Raw genomic sequence first — 22,677 nt, 5'->3', positions numbered from 1 at the left:
GGGCAAACCCACGGCGCTGCAGTAATGAGGTGCAACAATGGCAGACCGTCTGAATAACGACTTCCAGTTCATCGAAGTGGGCCGCAAGGACCCGAAGAAACGGCCGCTGCGCCACCGCAAGACGCGCTTTGTCGAGATCAACGAGGCGTACAAACCGCAGGAGGCGGCGGAGCAATCACATCGCTGCCTGGAGTGCGGCAACCCCTACTGCGAATGGAAGTGCCCGGTCCACAACTTCATCCCGAACTGGTTGAAGCTGGTAGCCGAGGGCAATATCATCGAGGCGGCGGAGCTCTCGCACCAGACCAATACCCTGCCAGAGGTGTGTGGCCGTGTCTGTCCGCAGGATCGGCTCTGCGAAGGTGCCTGCACCCTGAATGATGAGTTCGGCGCGGTGACCATCGGCTCGGTGGAGAAATACATCACCGACACTGCCTTCGCCATGGGCTGGCGCCCGGATATGTCCCAGGTGGTGCCGACCGGCAAGCGGGTGGCGATCATCGGTGCGGGCCCGGCGGGTCTCGGCTGCGCGGACGTGCTGGCGCGGGCCGGGGTCAGCCCGGTGGTATTCGACCGCAACCCGGAAATCGGCGGCTTGCTGACCTTTGGCATCCCCGAATTCAAGCTGGAAAAGACCGTGATGTCGCGCCGCCGCGAGGTGTTCGCCGGCATGGGCATCGAGTTCCGTCTGAATACCGAAGTCGGCAAGGACGTGACCATCGACCAGTTGCTGAGTGAATACGATGCGGTATTCATGGGTATGGGCACCTACACCTACATGAAAGGCGGCTTCCCCGGTGAGGACCTGCCGGGTGTGCATGACGCACTGGATTTCCTGGTGGCCAACGTCAATCGCAACCTGGGCTTCGAGAAGTCGGCTGACGATTTTGTCGATATGCACGGCAAGCGGGTGGTGGTGCTGGGCGGCGGCGATACTGCCATGGACTGCAACCGCACCTCGATTCGCCAGGGCGCCAGTTCGGTGACCTGTGCCTATCGCCGGGATGCGCAGAACATGCCGGGCTCGCGCAAGGAAGTGAAGAACGCCAAGGATGAAGGGGTGAAATTCCTGTTCAACCGCCAGCCGATCGCGATCGTCGGCGATGGCAAGGTCGAAGGCGTGAAGGTGGTGGAAACCCGCCTTGGCGCACCGGATGAGCGCGGCCGTCGTAGTCCTGAACCCATTCCCGGTTCCGAGCAGATCCTGCCGGCCGATGCGGTCATCATCGCCTTCGGCTTCCGCCCCAGCCCGGCACCCTGGTTTGCCGAGGTGCAGGTGCAGACCGACGATCAGGGCCGAGTCATCGCCCCCGAGCAGGCCCAATACAAATTCCAGACCAGCAACCCGAAGGTGTTTGCCGGCGGTGATATGGTGCGCGGCTCGGATCTGGTGGTCACCGCCATCTGGGAAGGGCGCCAGGCGGCTGAAGGGATTCTGGATTATCTCGAGGTTTGATGCCGGTTGGGGGCGCTTGCGGTTTGCGTTAGCGTTACTTGATGGTATTGGTGTCTGGGTTGACGGTCTGGCCTGCCTTCGCAGACACGCCGTGAACCCATCCCTGGGGGCTCGTTGATGCCATCCCTGGCATCAAACGGTCTGCGAAGGCAGGCCAGACCATCAACCCTGCGAGACATTGAGCCGCTGATGGATTAAACCCTAACGTTCTGCTCAGCCAAATTGGTGAGAGTTGTCTCACAGCCTCTGATTTTTATTGGTGTTTGGCCTCCGTCTCGCACGGAGATGACGGCAGCGGTTACCGGTCGGGCCAGCTCGACCGTCGGTTGCCAGGGATGGCAACCACGAGCCTACAGGGACGTATTCACGGCGTGTCGAGCAGGTCCGACCGGTAACCGCAGTCCCTGCACAATATCCAATATTTATAACCTCATCGAAACGAAGCCCCCGCGCCCCTTTGCCGCACCGCCCCTTATCTTCCCCGCGAGAACGGTTACAATGGCTGCATTTACGCCACTGGATACCGATTTCATGTCTGAATTGAAGAATGACCGTTTTCTGCGTGCGCTGCTGCGCCAGCCTGTTGATGTAACCCCGGTATGGATGATGCGCCAGGCAGGCCGCTACCTGCCCGAGTACCGCGCCTCCCGCGCCCGCGCCGGTGACTTCATGGGCTTGTGCATGAATCCCGAGATGGCCTGTGAAGTGACCCTGCAGCCGCTGGAACGCTATCCGCTGGACGCCGCCATCCTGTTTTCCGACATCCTGACCATCCCCGACGCCATGGGTCTGGGCCTGCACTTCGAGACCGGCGAAGGCCCGCGTTTTCGCAAGCGCATCGACACCCTCGCCGATATCGAAGCCCTGCCGATTCCCGATCCACGCCAGGACCTGGGCTATGTCATGGATGCGGTCAGCACCATCCGCCGCGAGCTCAATGGCCGGGTGCCGCTGATCGGTTTCTCTGGCAGTCCCTGGACCCTCGCCACCTACATGGTAGAAGGCGGCTCTTCCAAGGATTTCCGCAAGATCAAGGCGCTGATGTACGACCAGCCCGAGGCGGTGCACCTGCTGCTGGACAAGCTGGCGCAATCGGTCACCAGCTACCTGAACGAGCAGATCAAGTCAGGCGCCCAAGCGGTGCAGATCTTTGACACCTGGGGTGGCAACCTGTCGGCCGATGCCTATCAAACGTTTTCCCTGGCCTATATGCGCAAGATCGTCAGCGGTCTGATTCGTGAGCATGACGGGCGCCGCGTCCCGGTGATTGTATTCACCAAGAACGGCGGTCTGTGGCTGGAAAGCATTGCCGAGTGTGGCGCTGATGGTGTCGGTCTGGACTGGACCATGGATATCGGCGTGGCCCGTTCCCGGGTCGGCGCCAAAGTCGCGCTGCAGGGCAATATGGACCCCACCGTGCTGTATGCCAACCCGCAGGCGATCCGCAATGAAGTGGAACGGATTCTCGCCAGCTACGGCAAGGGCACCGGTCATGTGTTCAACCTCGGCCACGGCATTACCCCGGAAGTGGACCCGGCTCACGCTGGTGTGTTCATCGAGGCGGTGCATGAGCTGTCGGCCAAGTATCACGACCCGAAGGCAGTCTGAGGACTGAACAGTTATAGGGAGAAAACAATAATGAAGCTCGAAACTCTGGCAATACACGCCGGCTACAGCCCCGACCCGACTACCAAGTCGGTCGCGGTGCCGATCTACCAGACCACGTCCTACGCCTTCGACAGTACCCAGCATGGCGCTGACCTGTTCGATCTGAAGGTGCCCGGTAACATCTACACGCGGATCACCAATCCGACCAACGATGTACTTGAGCAGCGGATCGCGGCGCTGGAAGGGGGCGTAGGAGCCCTGGCGGTGGCATCGGGTATGGCCGCGATTACCTATGCGATCCAGACCATTGCCGGGGTGGGCGATAATATTGTTTCCACCGCCAAGCTATACGGCGGTACCTATAACCTGTTTGCCCACACCTTGCCGCGTCAGGGCATCGAGGTGCGTTTTGCCGCGCATAACGATATCGCCGCGATGGAAGCGTTGATCGACGAGAACACCAAGGCGGTGTTCTGCGAGTCGATCGGCAATCCCGCGGGCAATATCGTCGACCTGCAGGCGCTGGCCGACGCGGCGCACCGGCATGGCGTACCGCTGATCGTGGATAACACGGTAGCCACGCCGGTGTTGTGCCGGCCCTTCGAGCATGGCGCCGATATCATCGTGCATGCGCTGACCAAGTATATCGGCGGCCATGGCAATAGCCTGGGCGGCATGGTGGTGGATTCGGGCAAGTTTCCCTGGGCGGATAACAAGGAGCGTTTCCCGCTTCTGAATACGCCTGATCCTTCCTACCACGGCGTGGTTTACACCGAAGCCTTCGGTCCGGCGGCCTTTATCGGTCGTTGCCGGGTGGTGCCGCTGCGCAACATGGGCGCGGCGTTGTCGCCGTTCAATACCTTTCTGATCCTGCAGGGTCTGGAAACCTTGAGCCTGCGCATGGAGCGTCACTGCGAGAACGCGCAGAAGGTGGCCGAATACCTGCAGCAGCATCCGCAGGTAGCCTGGGTGAAATATGCGGGGCTCAAGGATAATCCTGAACATGATCTGGCCCAGCGCTACATGGGCGGTCAGCCGGCGGCGATCCTGTCCTTCGGGATCAAGGGTGGCCAGGAAGCCGGTGCGCGTTTCATCGATGCGCTGGAGTTGGTACTGCGGCTGGTGAATATCGGTGACGCCAAGTCGTTGGCCTGTCATCCGGCCTCGACCACGCACCGCCAGCTGGACGACGAGGAACTGGAGAAAGCGGGAGTGCCGCGAGACCTGATTCGGCTGTCGATCGGTATCGAGCATATCGACGATATTCTTGCGGACCTGGCGCAAGCGCTCGAAGCGGCGAAATGAGTCAATGCTGAAAACATTAAAGGCGGCCTTGGCCGCCTTTAATGTTTCTGTCAGGCCGGAAACAATGGCCAGATCAGCGGGATTACCAGCGTCGCCGCGGCCCACATGATCAGGTTCAGTGGCAGGCCGATCCGCACGAAGTCCATGAACCGGTAACCGCCGGCGCTGTAGACGAAGGTGTTGGTCTGGTAGCCGATCGGCGTGGCGAAGCTGGCACTGGCGGCGAGCATCACCGCCACCACGAACGGGCGCGGATCAGCGCCCAACTGGTAAGCCACGCCAATGGCGATGGGTGTCAGCAGCACGCCCACCGCATTGTTGCTGACAATCTCGGTGAGAATCGAGGTCAGCAGATAGATGAAAGACAGCATGAACAGCGGGCCGAGCAGCGGAGACAGGGTCATCACCTGACCGACGATGCCGTCCACCAGCCCGACCTTGTCCATGGCGATACTGATCGCCAGCATGCCGAAGATCAGTGCCAAGATCTTCCAGTCGATGGACTTGTAGGCATCCTCGACTTCCAGGCAGCCGGTGGCGACCACCACGGCGGCAGCGATGATCGCCAGTCCTTCGATCGACATCACCCCCAGCGCTGCCAGCACCATTACCGACAGCATGGCGACAATGGCAATTGGGGCCTTGTTGCGACGATAGGCGCGTTCTTGCACGGTATTCAGGCTGATCAGATCGCCGTTATCGGCGAATTTGCGGATCTGCGCCGGCGAGCCTTCGACCAGCATCACATCACCGAACTGCAACTCGAAGTCGTCGAGGTTGTCCTGGATGTGTTCGTCCTGCCGATGCACGGCCAGTACGTGGATCCCGTAACGGGCAGTCAGGTTGAGGTCGCGCATGGGCCGGTTGATGTAGCGTGAGCTGCGCGCCACCACGGCCTCGGCCAGTACCACATCGCGAGTGGAGATGGTTTCGAAACTCTGGTCGCGGTTGAATTCCAGTACGCCATTGTGCCGCAGCTCGACGAAGTCGCGCACATTGGCATGCAGTATCAAGCGGTCGCCAGCATTGAGCATGGTGGTGTTGAGCGGGGTGGTCAGCTCGTCGTCACCGCGAAACAGCTTCAAGACCTGAATGCCGCTATCGCCATTGAGCTGGGCTTCGGCGATGGTCTGGTTGATCACGGGTGAGTCCTGGGGCACCAGCAGTTCGGTCATGAAGGTGCGGCTGCGAGTTGGCCGCAGGCGGTCCGACAGGCTGTCGCGGTCTGGCAGCAGACGGTTGCCGAACAACATGATGAAGGCCAGGCCGATGGCTGACATGATCGCACCCGCCAGGGTGATCTCGAACATACCGAACGGCGCCAGCCCCTCCTGTCGGGCTACCCCGTCGACCAGTATGTTGGTGGAGGTACCGATCATGGTCATGGTGCCGCCGAGAATAGTGGCATAGGACAGTGGAATCAGAACCTTCGATGCCTTGCTGCCAACCCGGGCGGCGAGGGTGACCGCCACCGGCGTGAGAATCGCCACCACCGGCGTATTGTTGATGAAGGTCGACAACAGCATGGCGGTGACCAGCAGGGCGAACAGCATGCGCGTAGGGCTGGTACCGCCGATACGGGCAAGCACACTGCCCAGCTTGTCCACGCAGCCGGTGCGTTCGAGGGCGGCAGACAATACGAACATGCAGGCGATGGTGATCGGGGCGCTGTTGGACAGCACGCTGAGTACCTCTGTCGGCGTCAACAGGGTGGTGGCCAGCAGAATGGCGACGGCAATACCGACCACCACGTCGGGACTCAGCTTCTCGCGGACAAAGGCGTACATCACCCAGCACAACAGGGCGGCCACACCAAGCGTGGCCAGGGTATCCCAATTCATCGGTACCAAAATCTCGTGTGAGGTATCGGTCCCGCAACGGGAACCAGACTAGAGCCGCTACCCTAGTTGCCGCCGCTTAGTCTGTCCAAGACCTGATAATGATTTTGTTATTCCTTAAAGGTATAAGTGGTGCGGTTTTGCTGTGCAAGCCGCTACGAGCGTGGAAGACCGCTTTTCGGATTGTCGAGTAGTGCTCGACGATAAGGCAGGAAGGCTGCGATGCCGCAGGCGTAGCGCATGTGCGCTACACCCGAAAGGCAATACCGGATGGCGGACATCAGGACGAACAGCTGATCTCCAGCCGCCGCCCCCAATCCGGCGGTGGCGCAGTGTAGGCTTCCTGCCCCGGTTGCCGAGTAAATGGCTGGCGCAGGACCTGATGCAGGCGGCGGACTTCGCTGAAGTCATCCTGCTCGGCTGCCGTAATGGCCTGCTGCGCCAGATAATTACGCAGTACGTACACAGGATTGCAGTCCAGCCGGCCGGCCAAGGCGCTGGAGTCCGCGGCCTGTCGAGCCTGATGCTGCGTCAGCCAGCGGTCAAAAGCGTCGCGGTCGATGAACTGATCCCGTGCGCTGACATCATCCTCGGCCAACAGCCGCAGAGTGATGTGGTAATCACTGGCGCTGGTCTGCATCTGCTGTAGCAGTTGCTGCAACAACTCCTCATCCTCGGGCTGCTCGCCGGCCCAGCCCAGGCGCGCGCGCATCAGGCGCAGATATTCCGCCTGATAACGCGGCATCGCTGTCGCCAGTGCCGATTTCAGCGCTTCGACTTCGACATAGGGCGTTAACGCCTGGGCCAGACAGGCCAGGTTCCAGTGGGCAATGGCCGGCTGCCGATTGAAGGCATAACGACCCTCGTGATCGGAATGGTTGCAGATATGGCCAGCGTCATACTCGTCAAGGAAGGCGTAGGGGCCAAAATCGAATGTGATGCCGAGAATCGACATATTGTCGGTGTTCATCACGCCATGACAGAAACCATAAGCCTGCCAGCGGGCGACCATGTCCATGGTGCGCTGCAGAACCTGATTGAACATGTCCAGTACCGGGTCGGTGGCTTGCTGGGACGCTGGATAGCAGGTCTGCAGGGTGAAGTCGATGAGCTGGCGCAGTGCGTCATGCTGCCGGGTGTAGTAGAAGAACTCGAAATGCCCGAAGCGGATGTGTGACGGGGCCAGGCGCAGCAGCATGGCACCGCGCTCCTGCCGCTCACGATAGACCGGATCGTCACCCACGGTGACGCACAGCGCTCGGCTGCTGGGAATACCCAGCGCCGGCAGCGCCTCGGAGGCTAGGAATTCGCGGATCGACGAACGCAACACTGCGCGCCCGTCACCCATCCGCGAATAGGGCGTGCTGCCGGCACCCTTTAAATGCAGATCCCAATGCTCACCGCGGCCATTGACCACCTCGCCGAGCAACAAGCCACGACCATCCCCCAACTGCGGGTTGTACACGCCGAACTGGTGGCCGGAATAGACCATGGCCCGTGGCTCCGACGCACTCCACAGTTTGGCCCCGGAAAACAGTTCGGTGAATAGCTCAGAGTCCGCTTCGCTGGTGTCCAGGTCGATCAGTGCCATGGCATCGGCGCTGCTGACCACCAATCGTGGATTGCTCAACGGGTCGGGCACCACCTTGCTGGAGAAAGTGTCGCCGAGGTCGGCGAAGCGGTTGTCGAATTGCAGGTCGGCCAGCGTGGTCATAAGCACACCATCGGGATGGAAAGACCTCCATGCTGCCTGCCTTATGGCCCTGTATCAAGCGGTGTAATGGTGAGCCGTTTCCGTTGACCGTCCGGTCAGCGGGGCATAATGTCAAACGACTGTATGAATAATAAACAGCCCACCCGCTGCGTCATTTTCGGAGAAACCAATGCCCAGTTACAACGCTCCCTTGCGCGACATGCGCTTTGTCATGGATGAAGTATTCGATTTCGCTGCCGGTTATCAGACCCATGGCTTGACCGACGCCACGCCCGACCTGGTAGACGCCGTGCTCGAGGAAAGCGCCAAATTCGCCAGCGAAGTACTGGCCCCGCTGAACCGCACCGGTGATGAGGAAGGTTGCCATTTCGACAACGGCGTAGTCACCACGCCCAAGGGCTTCAAGGAAGCCTATCAGCAGTACGTGGACAACGGCTGGGCAGCCATGAGCGGCCCGGTAGAATTTGGCGGCCAGGGCCTGCCCGCCTCGCTGGGCCTGGTGGTCAACGAGATGACCGCCGCCGCCAACTATGCCTGGAACATGTATCCTGGCCTGACCCACGGCTGTGCCTCGGCCATCCGCGCCCATGGCAGCCAGGAGCAGAAAGAGCTGTACCTGAACAAACTGGTGCCCGGCCACTGGACCGGCACCATGTGCCTGACCGAGCCCCACTGCGGCACCGACCTGGGCCTGATCAAGACCCGCGCGGTGCCCCAGGCCGATGGTAGCTACTCGGTCACCGGCACCAAGATCTTCATCTCCTCCGGCGAGCACGACATGGCCGAGAACATCGTCCACCTGGTGTTGGCCAAGCTGCCCGATGCACCCGCCGGCACCAAGGGTATCTCGCTGTTCATCGTGCCCAAGTTCCTGCCTGACGCCAATGGCGAGAAGGGCGAGCGCAACGGCGTAGTCTGCGGCTCCATCGAACACAAGATGGGTATCAAGGCCTCGGCCACCTGCGTGATGAACTTCGACGGCGCCACCGGCTTTCTGATCGGTGAGGTCAACAAGGGCCTGAACTGCATGTTCACAATGATGAACGGCGCCCGCCTGGGTACCGGCATGCAAGGGCTGTGTCATGGCGAAGTGTCCTATCAGAACGCCGTTGCCTACGCCAAGGACCGTCTGCAGATGCGCTCGCTGTCCGGTCCGGCCGAACCGGAAAAGCCGGCAGACCCGATCATCGTGCACCCCGACGTTCGCCGCATGCTACTGACCATGAAAGCCTTCAACGAGGGCAATCGCGCGCTGGCTTATTACACTGCCCAGCTGCTGGACAACGCACATTACTCACAGGACGAGGCCGTACGCGCCAACGCCGAAGACCAGCTCGCGTTCCTGACGCCCATCTGCAAGGCCTTCATGACCGATACCGGCTTGGAAGTGACCCTGCTGGGCATGCAGGTATTCGGTGGCCACGGTTATATCCGTGAGTGGGGGCAGGAGCAGCAGGTTCGCGACTGCCGCATCGCACCGATCTACGAAGGCACCAATGGCATCCAGGCCCTGGACCTGCTGGGCCGCAAGGTGCTGATGAGCCAGGGCAAACTGCTGCGCGCCTTCTCCAAGGAAGTGCACCTGTTCTGCCAGGCCAACGAAGGCCATGCGCAGTTCGGCGAGTACTTCAACAAGCTCACCGCCCTGAATGCCCAGTGGGGCGAGCTGACCCAGAAGGTCGCGGTCAAATCCATGCAGAACAAGGAAGAAGTCGGCGCCGCTGCGATGGACTTCCTGATGTTCTCCGGCTACGTCATTCATGCCTTCTTCTGGCTGAAAATGGCCGTGGTCGCTCAGCAGAAACTGGAAGCCGGTAGCTCCGATGCTGCCTTCTATCAGGGCAAGCTGGCTACTCAGGAGTTCTACTTCAAGCGACTGTTGCCTCGGGCCCAGGCGCATGTGGAGGCCCTGGAAGCGGGTGCTGATGCTTTGATGCGGATGACTGCTGATCAGTTCTGAGTTCGGCCTTTTTTGGGGAGCGCGGTGTAGGGTTCTGGTGGGTATTACCCCACTTCAGAACTCGCACCCCGCCATCCCTGGCGCTCGTGTGCGTCCGTCCCTGGACGCACACGGTTCTGAAAAGGGGGAAGTACCCTGCGGCCTTGCACAAACTCTCCGCCCAAGAACATCCGCCCAAGCACAAAGCCAGCCAATTTAATAAATATGTGACCATATCAAAGGTGAAAGTCACAACAAGACGCTATCGTTTGAAATGGTCTCGGTCTACAATCAGCCAATCGACCCGGTTGAGCCGGCACACTGACTGAGGAGTTCCCATGGCCGAGTACCAAGCCCCCCTGCGTGACATCCGTTTCGTTCTCAATGAAACCTTTGCAGCCGACCAGCTGTGGCAGAGCCTGCCCGGCCTGAATGGCGCCATTGATGCCGATACTGCCGAAGCCATGCTCGAAGAAGCGGCCAAGATCACCTCCCAGACCATCGCCCCGCTGAACCGCAACGGTGATGAAGAAGGTGCCGTGTGGAACAACGGTGAAGTCACCACCCCAGCCGGCTTCAAGCAGGCTTACGCCACCTATGCCGAAGGCGGTTGGGTAGGGTTGGCTGGTAATCCCGAGTTCGGTGGACTGGGCATGCCCAAGACCCTCGGCGTCCAGGTTGAAGAGATGATCTACGGCGCCAATAGCAGCTTCGCGCTGTACATCGCCCTGACTGCCGGCAGCACCCTGGCGCTGGACGCCCATGGCAGCGAAGAACTCAAGCAGAAGTACCTGCCGAACATGTATGCCGGCACTTGGGCTGGCACCATGTGCCTGACCGAGCCCCATGCCGGTACTGACCTGGGTATCATCCGCACCAAGGCCGTACCCGAGGCCGATGGCAGCTACGCGGTGACCGGCACCAAGATCTTCATCACCGGCGGTGAACACGACCTCACCGAGAATATCATTCACCTGGTACTGGCCAAGCTGCCCGACGCACCGGCCGGCCCCAAGGGCATTTCCCTGTTCCTGGTGCCCAAGTTTCTGGTCAACGAGGACGGCAGCCTGGGTGAGCGCAATACCCTGAGCTGCGGCTCGATTGAACACAAGATGGGTATCAAGGGCTCGGCTACCTGCGTGATGAACTTCGATGGTGCCAAGGGCTATCTGATCGGTGAATTGAACAAGGGCCTGAATGCCATGTTCACCATGATGAACTACGAGCGCCTGTCCATCGGTATCCAGGGCATCGGTTGCGCCGAAGCGTCTTACCAGACGGCAGTCGCATACGCTCGCGAACGCATCCAGAGCCGCGCTCCGACCGGCGCGGTACAACCGGACAAGGCCGCCGACCCGATCATGGTGCATCCAGACGTGCGTCGCATGCTGTTGACCATGAAGGCGATGACCGAAGGTAGCCGTGCCTTCTCCACCTATGTTGGCATGCAGCTGGACATCAGCAAGTTCGCTGACGACGAGCAGATCAAGAAGAAAGGCGAAGACCTGGTGGCGCTGCTCACGCCGGTAGCCAAGGCCTTCTTTACCGACGTCGGCTTCGAAAGCTGCGTTCATGGTCAGCAGGTACTCGGTGGCCATGGCTATATCCGCGAGTGGGGCCAGGAACAACTGGTGCGGGATGTGCGTATCGCGCAGATCTACGAAGGGACCAACGGCATCCAGGCGCTGGACCTGATGGGGCGCAAGACAGTCGCCAACGGTGGTGCCTTCTTCAAGGTATTTGCCGATGAGATCGAAGCGTTCATCAGCGAAAACGATGCTGCCGAAATGGGTGAGTTTATCGAGCCCCTGCAGGCGGCACTGGAGAACCTCAAGGAGTTGACTGCCCAGGTCATCGATAACAGCAAAGCCAATCCCAACGAGATCGGCGCGGCTTCGGTGGAGTATCTGCACACCTTCGGCTACACGGCCTACGCCTACATGTGGGCGCGGATGGCCAAGGCGGCATTGACAGCGGAGCAGGGTGCTGACGGTTTCTATCAGGGCAAGCTGGCTACTGCGCGCTTCTATTTCAAGCGTCTGCTGCCGCGTATCCATTCGCTGAGCGCGTCGGTGCGCGCCGGTAGTGACGTGTTGTTCGAACTGGAATCGGCGCAATTCTGAGACGCTTCTTCCGTACGTAGGAAAACACTTACAAAACGTGGCGGTAATAGCCTATGGGCCGCCACCTGACACCTGCGTACTATTGGTTTCGCAAGGATGCACCGCAGGAAGCGAAGCAGTACAAAAGGGAGCAGGGATCGAGTTACAGGAAGTACCAGCGTTAAGGATGATGATCAGGACGTTATTCTGCGAAACCCCGCTTCGGCGGGGTTTTTTAATGGGCGTCTTCCAGCCATCCGGCCTTGCCGGATATCAGCCGTTCTCTGTCGACTCGTGCTCCGCCGATTCCACCTTGCGCTTGCGTAATTGCTGCAAGTCCGGCGCCTGCAATATCAGCAAGGCGCCGGCCCCGGCGACCATGCCCCAGAATGCCGATGCTATCCCCAGCAGCGACACCCCCGAAGCTGTGACCAGGAAAGTCACTAACGCCGCTTCCCGGTGGCGTTCCTCCTGCAGCGCACTGACCAGTCCGCTGCCAATGGTGTTGATCAGCGCGAAGCCGGCGATGGCCAGTACCAACTCCTTCGGAAATGCCAGAAACAGCGCGCCGATGCTGGCCCCGAAGATACCTGCCACCAGATAGAACAGACCGGACACTATCGCTGCGGTATAGCGCTTGGCGGGATCGTCATGGGCCTCGGGGCCGGTGCAGATGGCCGCGGTGATGGCGGCCAGATTCACGCCAAAGGCGCCGAACGGCGCCAATACAAAGGTCGCCAGTCCGGTCCAGCCGATCAGGGGCGAGGCGGGTGTCTGATAGCCTGCGGCCCGCATCACAGCTAGCCCCGGCAGATTCTGAGATGCCACGCAGACGGCGAACAGCGGCAACGCCACCCCCATCAAGGCCTGCACGCTGAATGCGGGTGTGACCCATTGCGGCGTAGTGACGGTGAAGCTCAAGGCGCTGAAGTCGAGCGAATCACTGGCCGCTGCCACAGCAATGCCCACCACCAGCGGCGCCATCACGGCATAACGAGGGATCAGGCGGCGGGCCAGCAGGTAGGTCAGCAACATCGGGAAGACCAGACTGAAAGCCGTGGCCAGCGCGGCGAAAGCTTCCATGCCGAAGCGCAGCAGTACCCCGGCCAGCATGCCCGCCGCAATCGCCGGTGGAATCCGCTGCATGATCCGCTCGAACCAGCCGAAGAAGCCGCACAGCGCCATCAGAAGTCCGCACAGGACGAACGCGCCGGTGGCTTCCTGCAAAGTGGCGCTGGAGGCGGCGGTCACCAGGACTGCAGCGCCCGGCGTCGACCAGGCGGTGACGACAGGCGCTTTAAAACGCCAGGAAAGATAGATGCCCGAAACCCCGATGCCCAGACACAGTGCAAGCATCCAGGAGCCGATTTGCGCAGGCGTGGCGCCTAGCTCGCTGGCAGCCTGGAATACCAGCGCGGCGGAGCTGGTGAAGCCCACCAGCACAGCGACGAAGCCGGCGCTGAAGGAAGAAACGGAAAGGTCTTTGAAAAAACTCATGGGCAACTCATCAGGTCATGCACAAGGGATAGCAGTCAGGGCTACGATCTTCACATAATTGGGCCCGCTCATGTTAGCGCCGGTTGCCTTGACGTGCTCGTGCTAGGATGAGCACGCCGCACGCGGGCGGATAACAGTTTTGAGTGGAGGGATCGTGTTCTCGCTGAAGCGTAAGGGTGATTATCGGCTACAGCTGACTCGCACATTGAAAAAGCCGGGCCGCTACGACGTCGAGCTATATCTATTCACGCCCCATGAAAATGACCTGTCCGCCTGGACGCTGGATGAGCGGCAGTTCTTCTTCAGCACGCTGTCACACCGCTTCGGTTTGCTCGGTTTGCCTGAAGAAGACCGGGTCAGCAAGACAGACGGATCTTTCGCGCTGTTATCCCCTCACTATGAAATCATGTTCGGCTCCTGGCTCTTTCAATATCGGGCCTCCATGGACCGGCTGCGACAGCAGATCCAAAATGCCGGTGTGACGGAAGAGCCGCTCAAGCGGGCGCTGCGACTGAGTCAGAACTTTGCCCAGCGTCTGCGCAGATCGACGCCGGAGCAGAGCAATCAGCGGCGCTACTTCCGGCAGCTGGATATCTACTTCTCCTGGCATGCAGAACAGTTCTTTCTCGAATGCATGACCCTGGAAGGCTACAGCGAGCTGGATGAAGAGCTCATCGCAGCCATCCAGGAGTTTTTGCAGCAGGAATACCGCCATCGCCGGGAGCGGGAATATCTGAGCGACTTCCACGGCTCCCCGACCCGGGTCTGGAATCGCATGAGTTTGTATCATCGTCTATTGGAATATCCGGTGCTGCTGCGTTCCAAGGTGACCGAGCTGGGGGAAGGTACCCGCAAGCTGGTCAAGGCGGCATCAACCATGCTGATCATGACGCTGTTCACGTACTTTCTGTTCAATGCGCGGGCGGGCAATCAGCACCTATCGATTGCGCTGCTGCTGGGTATCGCCTCGGTGTACGCCATACGCGACCTGTTGCGTGACGACATGATTACGGTCATCACCCGCTGGTTGCGTAAGGGCAAGCCGCGCTGGAAGATCCGCCTGCTGATGCCTTACACAAAAAGACTCATGGCTCAGCAGCGAGTATGGCTGGACTATCGCAAGCTCCCCAATTTGCCCCATGAGGTGCTGGAGCACTCCGGCAAATGGGCTACCAATGAAGAGCGGCAGATCATCTGTTACCGTTCGGTACTTTCGCTGGAAAAGGGGGCGCTGGAACGGGACAAGATCCAGGAGCGCCTCAGCCTGGATTGCGAAAAATTGTGCGAAATGATCCAGGCCACACGAAACCGGCTGTTCAGCTACGCTGACGATGAGCCCTTTGCTGCGATCCAGGCCCACCCCATCGAGAAACAGCACGACTACAATCTGTTGCTGGTGTACACCGAGCCGGGAACGGGGCATTCCACGGCCCAGCGCTGGCGTTTGCGCCTGGGGAGCGATGGTATAGTCCACTGCGAAAGCAAGAAGACGCACTGGCCCAGCGCCGAAGAGCAGCAGCGCAGAAGCGGGCTGCTGCGCTTGCGTGACCATCTACGTCGACATTGAATGCCGGGTGAATGTAACTTTACGAAGCGGCAAGTGACCAATGAATAATAATCCGGTTTGGTGTCGCAGGGAGACAACCGAGCCGGTTGAAACAAAGGGAGCGTCACGGAGAATGTTTGTGCTCGGGTTACCGCTACAGAAGAAAATTGCATGAGGATGGCAACGCCGCTATTGCGTGCTGCCATCATCTGCCTGGCTGTTTCCACCACGGCTTGCCGTGTGTCGCCGCCAGCGGAACCGGTGTTGCCGTTTACCCTGCCGGTTACCTTCGCCGCTGAGTCTTCCGGCGCCTTCGAGCCCGCCGAGCGTTGGTGGACGGAGTTTGATGACGAACGCCTGAACCATTTTGTCGATACGGCCCTGGTACGCAATCCCGGCCTCGCCCAGGCCATCGCCCGGGCACGCATCGCCGAAGCGCGGGTCAGGTCCACCGGCGCCGATGCGCTGCCCCAGGTCGGGATTGGCCTGAACAGCACGCGCCAACGCCAGAACCTGTCGGGCCTGGGATTATCGGATCTGGGTGACGATATGGCCATGCTCAGCAATAACCACAATGCGGCACTGGATATTAGCTGGGAGCTGGATCTGTGGGGCCGCCTGTCCGCTCTGAGCGCCTCGGCCCGAGCCGAATTTCTGGCCAGCGGCGAGCAGCTGCGTGCCATGCGTCAGTCGGTAGCAGCGCAGATCACGCAGCTGTATTTCGACATCACCCATGCCCGGGCACAGGTCGAACTATCGGAAGATACCGTCACTGCCTTGGAAGAAATGGCCCGGCAGATCAACAACCGGGTCCAGATTGGGATCGCCTCGCCAGCAGACGGCATGCTCGCCGACGCCAACCTCGGCTCGGCCCAGGCCGGGCTTGAACAGCGCCGTGAGGCGCTGGCCGTCAGCGTCCGGCAGCTGGAAATACTGATGGGAAACTACCCGGCCGGCAATCTGCAGACCAGCGCCACGCTGCCTGCTGTTTCGCCGCCACCCACCGCAGGTGTGCCCGCGCAGCTGCTGGTGCGGCGCCCGGATGTGCGCGCCGCGGAGCTGGCGCTGATCGGAGCGGGATACCAGCTGGGCGCGGCCAAGCGCTCCTTTCTGCCGTCCGTCTCACTGACGGGCTCGGGCGGCTACTCCAGCAGCGAGTTCTCCGACCTGTTCAGCAGCGGCAATCTGATCTGGTCGATTGGCGGGCGCATTGTGCAGCCGATATTCCAAGGCGGGCGCCTGGTTGCTCAAGTGGATATTGCCGAAGGCCAGCGCGACGAGACGCTGAACGCCTACATCGAAACGGCGCTCAATGCCCTGGCGGAAGTCGAAAGCCGCCTGGCGGTAGAAGGGCTGCTGGCACGCCGCGAGCAGGTGCTGGATGGGTCGGCCAGTGCGGCAGAGGAGGCGGTACGGGTGTCCTATAACCGCTATCTGCAAGGGATAGATCCGTTTCTCAACGTGCTGGAGAGTCAGCAACGCGCCCTCGATGGCCGCAGCGCCCATATCACCGCCCGCCATGCGCGGATAGAAAACCGCATCGCATTGCATCTGGCGCTGGGCGGCGGCTTCGAGTCCGGCTCGTCCACGGTGCTTGCGGTAACACCCGTCAGTGCCGGCAGCCTGTCCACTAATCCCAGAGAAGAGCCCAGATAATGTGCAAGAGTCGTATGAGCGCTGTTGGCGTGGTTTTGCTGTTCGGTTTGCTGGGGTGTGGTGGCACCGAGGAACCGGAGGCGCAGCAGAACGGCCAGTCCGCTACTGCGGGGCAACAGGGCGGTGAAGCGCAATTGGTTAGCGTCAAGGCGGTGCCGGTGGCACATCGCAATCTGCAGACGTGGGTCTACAGTCAGGGCACTGCCCGCTCGCGTCAGCGTGAATTTCTGACCTTTACCCAGCAAGGCATGGTCTCCCATGTTGATGAAGAACTGCGGGTCGGCAGTCCGGTGAAGGCCGGTCAATTGATCGCCCACCAGGCACCCGAGCGGGTGCAGGCTGACCTGCAGGCGGCCAGGGCGGCGCTGGCTGAAGCCGAGGCCAATCTGGAACTGGCCAAGGTAACTCGCCGGCGCTACGAAGCCCTGATCGAACAGCGCTCCGCGTCGCGACAGGAACTGGACCAAGCCGTGGTGCAGGTGGAGCAGGCCACGGCAGCACGGGACAACAGTCGTGCGCAGCTGGCGCAGGCGCAATTGACGGTGGACGAGTCGCGACTGGTGTCGCCCATCGACGGGGTGCTCGCGCGCCTCAATATCGAGAAGGGCCGTTATTTCATGCCCAGCGTGGTGCAAACCAACACCGAACAGAATGCCCTGCGCACGGTGCCTGCCCTGGTGATCGGCCCGAACCGTTTTGAAGTGCGGGTGGACCTGCCGTCCTATGACTTCCGGCAGGTCGAGAATAGCGCCCGGGCAGTGATTGGTGGTGAGCCGCCGAGAGACGGTCGCGATGTCGATCCATTGGTCGGGAATGATCGGGTGGCCGGCACGGTGCATGCGATCAGCCCTTCCCTGGACCCGGAAACCCGTACCTTCGAAGTGGTCGTGCATACCGAAGGCGACAACCCTGGCCTGCTGGACGGCGAGTTCGTCGCGGTTTGGATCGCGCTGCCGGTGCTGCAGGAGAGTTTGGCCGTGCCGCTGGAGGCGCTGCGCTTTCGCAACGATCAATCCTTCGTCTTTGTGGTGGAACGGGATAGTGGCCGGGTCAATGAACGCCGGGTCGAACTGGGCCAGCAGGCCGGCGCCTACCGGGCAGTCGTCGAGGGGATAGCAGAGGGCGAACTGGTGGTTACCGATGGGCGGGCGGCTCTCTACGATGGACAGCAGGTCCGGGTCCTGCAAGCAGACGGGGAGCGCGAATGAGCACCGCCAACAGTCCGGACGGTGCGCTCCCGGCGACCCCGCGGCAGGAAAGCGAAGAGGTACGCACAGCCCACCCGTTGGCGCGCTTCTTCTTCCTGCAACCGATCTTCGGCATTCTGTTACTGATCACATTGTTGCTCGGTGGGCTGATGGCCTATATGCAACTGGTCAAGGAGTCGCTGCCGGATCTGAATATCCCTCAGGCCACCATCACCACCACCTGGCCCGGCGCCGATCCCCGTACCATCGAGGAACAGGTCACTGACTTCATCGAGGACGAGGTCACTACTCTGGAGGGGGTGCGTAAAGTTGACAGCGCTTCCTACGATTCCTTCTCGGTCATATCCGTCGAATTCGACGCCTCGGCCGACCCCATCGATGCCATGACTCGGTTGCGGGCCGCGGTGGCTGACGCCGAGGCGGAACTGCCGGCAGACGTGGAGCGGCCGACGATCAAACAGGCCTCGGTCGATGATCGTCCGATTCTTACCTTCACCCTGCATGGTGAGGCGGGCTCTGCAACCATGAACCAGCAGGCCAGGCGCATTCGCGATGAGCTGGAGCGCGTGCCCGGCGTCAATGAAGTGAACATTGGCGGGGAGCGTGAGGAAATCGTTCAGATACTGCTGCGCCCTGAGCGGCTACTGGCGCTGGGGTTGTCGCCGTCAGCCGTGCGCAATGCGGTGCAGCAGGCCAACGTGGAGCAGCCATTCGGTGAGATCCGCAGCGATGATATCGGGGCCGTGGTGCGTCTGGAAGGGCGCTTCCATGATGTGGACGACCTGCGTGCGTTGCCGGTGGCGCGGCTCAGTGGCCCGGGCGCCGACCGCCCCGTACGTCTGGATGAAGTGGCCTCAGTGCGCCGCATGCAGGAAACCGAAACTTCCCGGGCTTTTTTCAGCGCAAACGGCGAAGAGTACGCCGCGTCCCTGGAGCTCTCGGTCCGCAAGACCCCCGGTGCTGACACCGTGAATCTGGTAGCGAATCTGCATGCCGCGTTGGAGCGGATGCAGGACGCAGGCGCCTGGCCTTCCGGTCTGGAATACAGCATCATCCAGGATGAGGCAAACCAGATCATGGAGTCGCTGGCCGAGGTGTTCTTCAGCGCCCTGCAGACCATGGCCGTGGTGTTCATCATCCTGTTGCTGACGATTGCCTGGCGCGAGGCAATCCTGGCCGGCCTGTCAGTGCCGGTGACCTTTGCCGGGGTGCTGCTGATCATCATGTTGATGGGCTATTCGCTCAACGAGCTGGTGGTCATCGGCATGGTGATCGCGCTGGTGATGATCGTCGACGTCTTCATCGTTCTGCTGGAAGGGCTGCACGACGAGATCTACAACGGCGGCAAGACCTTCGGCCAGGCCGTGCTGGCGACCGTCAAGCGCTACGCCTTGCCCGCCTTTGCCGCACAGTTGACGACCATCCTCGCGCTGGCGCCGCTGATGTCGATCAGCGGCACCGTGGGCGAATTCATCCGGGTGTTGCCGACCACCACGGTGGTCTGCCTGATCCTCTCTTTCATCGTTGCCATGTTGTGCACCTTGCCGCTGGCCCGCGCCTTGCTGGGTAGGCAGCGCAAAGCTGAAGACCCGCAGCGTCAGGGATTGTCCGACCGGATTACCCGGCGTGCCGTCGATGGGCTGGAGCAGTGGAACGCCCGCTGGGTCGTACGGCAGCGTCGGCAAGCCTGGCTGTGGTTGCTCGGCGCCATTGTGCTGTTCATTTTCTCCATGTGGGCCTTTACCCAGGCGCGGGTCGAACTCTTCCCCGCGACGGACGGCGAGCGCCTGGGTATCAACATCGAGCTGCCGCCCACGGTGCAGCTGGAAGCTTCCCAGGCGGTCGCCGATGACATTGGCGCTATCCTGCGCGACAAACCGTATTTCGAGAATGTGGTGAAGCTGGTGGGTCTCAAGAGTCCCTTCGCCGGCGGCTCGATGGCCTCCAACCTGCAACCCAGCGAAGCGGAGAATTTTATCGGCTTCTCCGCCACCTTCCGCCCACTGGAGGAACGCGACGCTCCGTCTTACGAGCTGGCCGATGAGTTGCGCCGCGAGCTGTCGGCCTATCTGAATGCGCATGTTGCCGCCGCGCAGTTGCTGGTTGTTCCGGAATCAAGTAGCCCCAGTGCGGGTGATCCCATCGAGATCCAGCTGATCGGTGCCGATATGGATGAACTGCTGCGCCTGTCCCGCGAGGTCCAGGCGCTGCTGGCCGATACCCAGGGCGTGGTGGATGTGCGCGATAACATCGGCATGCTCAAACCGCAACTGGCCCTGCAGCCCGACCGCGAAGCGGCCAACTTCTTCGGCATCGACCACGGTGATCTGGCTTCACAGCTGCGCATTGCCTTCAGTTCCGACGAAGTCGGTACCTTCGTCACCGCCGATGGTGACGACAACATCGATATCCGCCTGGGCACTGAATGGCCCAGCCGCCCGGGCGAGGCGGGCGGACCGCGCAGTACTGAAGAGCTCACGCGAGTACGTGCCTTCACCCAGGATGGCCGTTCCGTCGCCATGCAACAGCTACTCAACCCCACCCAGTCCGAAGCGGCTATCGCTATCTCTCACGTCGGTGGTGAGCGGGCGCTGACCGTCATGGCCAAGAACGAAGGGCGCACCGTGGGTGAAGTCTTTGCCGAAGTGCAGCCCCGGCTGGACGAGCTGCAGCAACAATGGCCCTCCGGCTACCGTGCCGTGATCGGCGGGGAAGCAGCGGATACCACCGAAACCTTCGCCTCGGCCCTGGTGGCGCTGGTCATTGCCGTGGTGCTGATTGTCGGTGTGCTGGTCATCCTGTTCAGCAGCTTCCGTCAGGCTTTCATCATCTTCGCGACCATGCCGCTGGCCGTCATTGGCTCAGCCCTCGGCTTCTGGGCCTTCGACATCACCTTCTCGTTCTTCGCCATGATCGGCTTGGTCTCGCTGATCGGGATCGCCATCAACAACGGCATCATCATGGTCGATACCATGAATAACTACCTGAAGGACGGCATGACCGTCCCCGAAGCCGCCGCGGCCGGCTCCGCCCGGCGTCTGCGACCGCTGCTCACCACGGCCATCACCACCATTGTCGGCCTGGTGCCGCTGGCGGTCAGTAGTGCCTTCTATCGACCACTGACGTTGGTGATTATTTTTGGACTGCTATCGGTGTCGGTGCTGGCGCTGTTCGTGGTACCGGCGCTGTATGTGCTATTGACCCCGGCGGATGCGGGTGAGGAGAAAGTGCTGGATTGAGTTGGGCGGGGGGCTGCTCGGTGGTTTACCTAAGCCGTGCCATTGTTTTAGTCGTCATGGATCTCTGTGCGACTGCATCAACAGCGCGGTCCACGGCTGTCTGAGAGCTGCCGCCTACGGGCGGCTGCTCTCAGACTCCAGTTACGCGTGCTCGACCTGGCGATGGGTATCCACGGCAACCATCTCGTGGCCGATCTGCTGGGCTGCTTGCAATATCTTCGTCGAGTCAGCGGTTTCACTGTCCAATAGCAGGTGCGAGCTCAACACCTTTGCGCCGCAATAATTGAAGATGCCATGGTCGATTTGTGTCTTCATGGCCGCTGCATAGCCATGCCGCTCGAAGGTCCCCGGATCGGCGCCGCCGATACCTACCAGGTGGACGTTCAGGTGCGCCAGCTTTTTAATCAGGGCGCCTCCCGGACTGAAATCGAAGGCCCAGCCGTTCGAGAACACCCGGTCTATCCATCCTTTCAAAAGCGCGGGCATGCTCCACCAGTAAACGGGATACACCAATACCAAGGCATCGGCGCGATCGATTCTGGTCTGCTCTGACTGCACATCGGCGGCAGGCGATGCTTGTGTGCGGTGTACAGTCAGGTCGGCTGCGGTGAAGCGAGGATCGAAGCCTTCCTGCGCCAGGTCGGCTATCTCGAACGTATGCTGTGGTTGTGCAGACGTAATGCCCTTGGCTATATGCGATGCGACGGCCTGAGTCAGCGACTCGAGCTCTGGGTGAGCGACTACGATGAGTGTATGCATGGCGAAACCTCTGTGAAAGTTTGAACCGCCAGCGTGGCGGCTATATACTTTTGGTAAGTTACGCCTATAAGTTACTAATGGTATATAGCGATGTCAATAACCAGCAAAGATCAAAAAGATGGATCGTCCAGGCCGCGCCGTCGGCTGACCCGGGAGGAGCGGCTACGCCAGTTGCTGGATGTGGCATGGCAACTGGTTAGCGACGAAGGCACTGACGCCCTGACGCTAGGCCGGCTCGCCGAGCAGGCCGGGGTGACTAAACCGGTGGTCTACGACCATTTCGCAACCCGTTCGGGGCTGCTCGCGGCTCTGTACAAGGATTTCGATCTGCGCCAGACGTCCATCATGGATGCTGCTATCCAGGCTAGCGATCCGACGCTCTTGGGCCGGGCCACGGTTGTGGCTTCGTCCTATATCGACTGTGTGCTGCTTCAAGGGCGGGAAATCCCCGGTGTGATTGCGGCGTTGGCGAGCACGCCAGAGCTGGAAAAAATCAAACGCGAATATGAAGCGGTTTTTCTGAACAAATGCCAGGAGCTATTTTCGCCATTCGCAGGTGGCGAGCTGAAGCTGGCCAGTCTGCACGGGATGTTGGGGGCGGCCGAAGCGCTTTCGGCGGCCGCTGTCTGCGGTGAGATTACAGCCGAGCAGGCCAAGGGTGAGCTGGTGGAGGTGATAACAGGGATGGTTGCCAGAAATGCGCGGGGGAGAGTGCCTGACCAGGTTTGAAACTCGATGCGGTGTCATCCATGATGACGCGGCTCGCTGGAACCTACTCCGCTTTACACCTTATCAGCACCGCGGCTCCAG

Annotated in this window: 14 protein-coding genes; 10 read left to right on the top strand and 4 right to left on the bottom strand. The window is 60.9% G+C overall.

Features of this window, described 5'->3' with window-relative positions; translation table 11 throughout:
• The first annotated feature begins 37 nt into the window (after positions 1-37).
• From QAO71_RS14760 to QAO71_RS14750, 3 genes are all read left to right on the top strand, one after another.
• The gene (locus QAO71_RS14760; RefSeq protein ID WP_280164767.1) at positions 38-1,456 is read left to right on the top strand and encodes an FAD-dependent oxidoreductase; all 1,419 of its coding nucleotides are present in this window, start codon (positions 38-40) and stop codon (positions 1,454-1,456) included.
• 531 nt (positions 1,457-1,987) lie between these two features.
• The gene (gene hemE, locus QAO71_RS14755) at positions 1,988-3,064 is read left to right on the top strand and encodes a uroporphyrinogen decarboxylase (RefSeq protein ID WP_280164766.1); all 1,077 of its coding nucleotides are present in this window, start codon (positions 1,988-1,990) and stop codon (positions 3,062-3,064) included.
• Positions 3,065-3,094: 30 nt separating this feature from the next.
• The gene (locus QAO71_RS14750; protein ID WP_036989118.1) at positions 3,095-4,369 is read left to right on the top strand and encodes a bifunctional O-acetylhomoserine aminocarboxypropyltransferase/cysteine synthase; all 1,275 of its coding nucleotides are present in this window, start codon (positions 3,095-3,097) and stop codon (positions 4,367-4,369) included.
• Between the two features lie 50 nt (positions 4,370-4,419).
• Here QAO71_RS14750 and QAO71_RS14745 read toward each other — a convergent pair whose 3' ends face one another.
• Both QAO71_RS14745 and selO read right to left on the bottom strand, forming a co-directional pair.
• On the bottom strand, positions 4,420-6,222 hold the full coding sequence (locus QAO71_RS14745; protein ID WP_328586261.1) for an SLC13 family permease: 1,803 nt from the start codon (positions 6,220-6,222) through the stop codon (positions 4,420-4,422).
• A 265-nt stretch (positions 6,223-6,487) separates the two neighbouring features.
• A complete protein-coding gene (selO, locus tag QAO71_RS14740; protein WP_036989120.1) occupies positions 6,488-7,921 on the bottom strand; it encodes a protein adenylyltransferase SelO in 1,434 nt (477 codons plus the stop codon).
• A gap of 169 nt (positions 7,922-8,090) precedes the next feature.
• Between selO and QAO71_RS14735 the strand changes: the two genes are divergently transcribed.
• Positions 8,091-9,881, top strand: coding sequence for an acyl-CoA dehydrogenase C-terminal domain-containing protein (locus QAO71_RS14735; protein WP_036989121.1), 1,791 nt, complete (start codon positions 8,091-8,093; stop codon positions 9,879-9,881).
• Positions 9,882-10,198: 317 nt separating this feature from the next.
• Positions 10,199-11,983 (top strand): acyl-CoA dehydrogenase C-terminal domain-containing protein, encoded by a 1,785-nt coding sequence (locus QAO71_RS14730; RefSeq protein WP_036989122.1) that lies wholly within the window; start codon positions 10,199-10,201, stop codon positions 11,981-11,983.
• Between the two features lie 252 nt (positions 11,984-12,235).
• On the opposite strand, the gene QAO71_RS14725 is transcribed toward QAO71_RS14730, so the two are convergent.
• Positions 12,236-13,459 (bottom strand): benzoate/H(+) symporter BenE family transporter, encoded by a 1,224-nt coding sequence (locus QAO71_RS14725; RefSeq protein ID WP_280164765.1) that lies wholly within the window; start codon positions 13,457-13,459, stop codon positions 12,236-12,238.
• Between the two features lie 154 nt (positions 13,460-13,613).
• On the opposite strand from QAO71_RS14725, the gene QAO71_RS14720 reads away from it, so the two are divergent.
• The 4 genes from QAO71_RS14720 (at position 13,614) to QAO71_RS14705 (ending at position 21,108) form a co-directional block, all read left to right on the top strand.
• Positions 13,614-15,026 (top strand): hypothetical protein, encoded by a 1,413-nt coding sequence (locus QAO71_RS14720; protein ID WP_036989123.1) that lies wholly within the window; start codon positions 13,614-13,616, stop codon positions 15,024-15,026.
• A gap of 150 nt (positions 15,027-15,176) precedes the next feature.
• Complete coding sequence (locus tag QAO71_RS14715) at positions 15,177-16,661, top strand: TolC family protein (protein WP_083392347.1); 1,485 nt, start codon at positions 15,177-15,179, stop codon at positions 16,659-16,661.
• Positions 16,661-17,869 carry an efflux RND transporter periplasmic adaptor subunit gene (locus QAO71_RS14710; protein ID WP_280164764.1) on the top strand — a complete coding sequence of 403 codons (1,209 nt, stop codon included), beginning with the start codon at positions 16,661-16,663 and terminating at the stop codon, positions 17,867-17,869. The genes QAO71_RS14715 and QAO71_RS14710 overlap by 1 nt, the downstream gene beginning before the upstream one ends.
• Complete coding sequence (locus tag QAO71_RS14705) at positions 17,866-21,108, top strand: efflux RND transporter permease subunit (RefSeq protein WP_280164763.1); 3,243 nt, start codon at positions 17,866-17,868, stop codon at positions 21,106-21,108. The genes QAO71_RS14710 and QAO71_RS14705 overlap by 4 nt, the downstream gene beginning before the upstream one ends.
• Positions 21,109-21,249: 141 nt before the next feature.
• On the opposite strand, the gene QAO71_RS14700 is transcribed toward QAO71_RS14705, so the two are convergent.
• Complete coding sequence (locus tag QAO71_RS14700) at positions 21,250-21,867, bottom strand: NAD(P)H-dependent oxidoreductase (RefSeq protein WP_036989126.1); 618 nt, start codon at positions 21,865-21,867, stop codon at positions 21,250-21,252.
• A gap of 90 nt (positions 21,868-21,957) precedes the next feature.
• Between QAO71_RS14700 and QAO71_RS14695 the strand changes: the two genes are divergently transcribed.
• On the top strand, positions 21,958-22,596 hold the full coding sequence (locus QAO71_RS14695; RefSeq protein WP_280164762.1) for a TetR/AcrR family transcriptional regulator: 639 nt from the start codon (positions 21,958-21,960) through the stop codon (positions 22,594-22,596).
• Positions 22,597-22,677 lie beyond the last annotated feature (81 nt).

The organism is Halopseudomonas sp. SMJS2, from assembly GCF_029866945.1.
Classification (GTDB): domain Bacteria; phylum Pseudomonadota; class Gammaproteobacteria; order Pseudomonadales; family Pseudomonadaceae; genus Halopseudomonas; species Halopseudomonas bauzanensis.
Note: the sequence above shows the minus strand (reverse complement) of the source record. Positions and strands in the feature narration are given on the sequence as shown.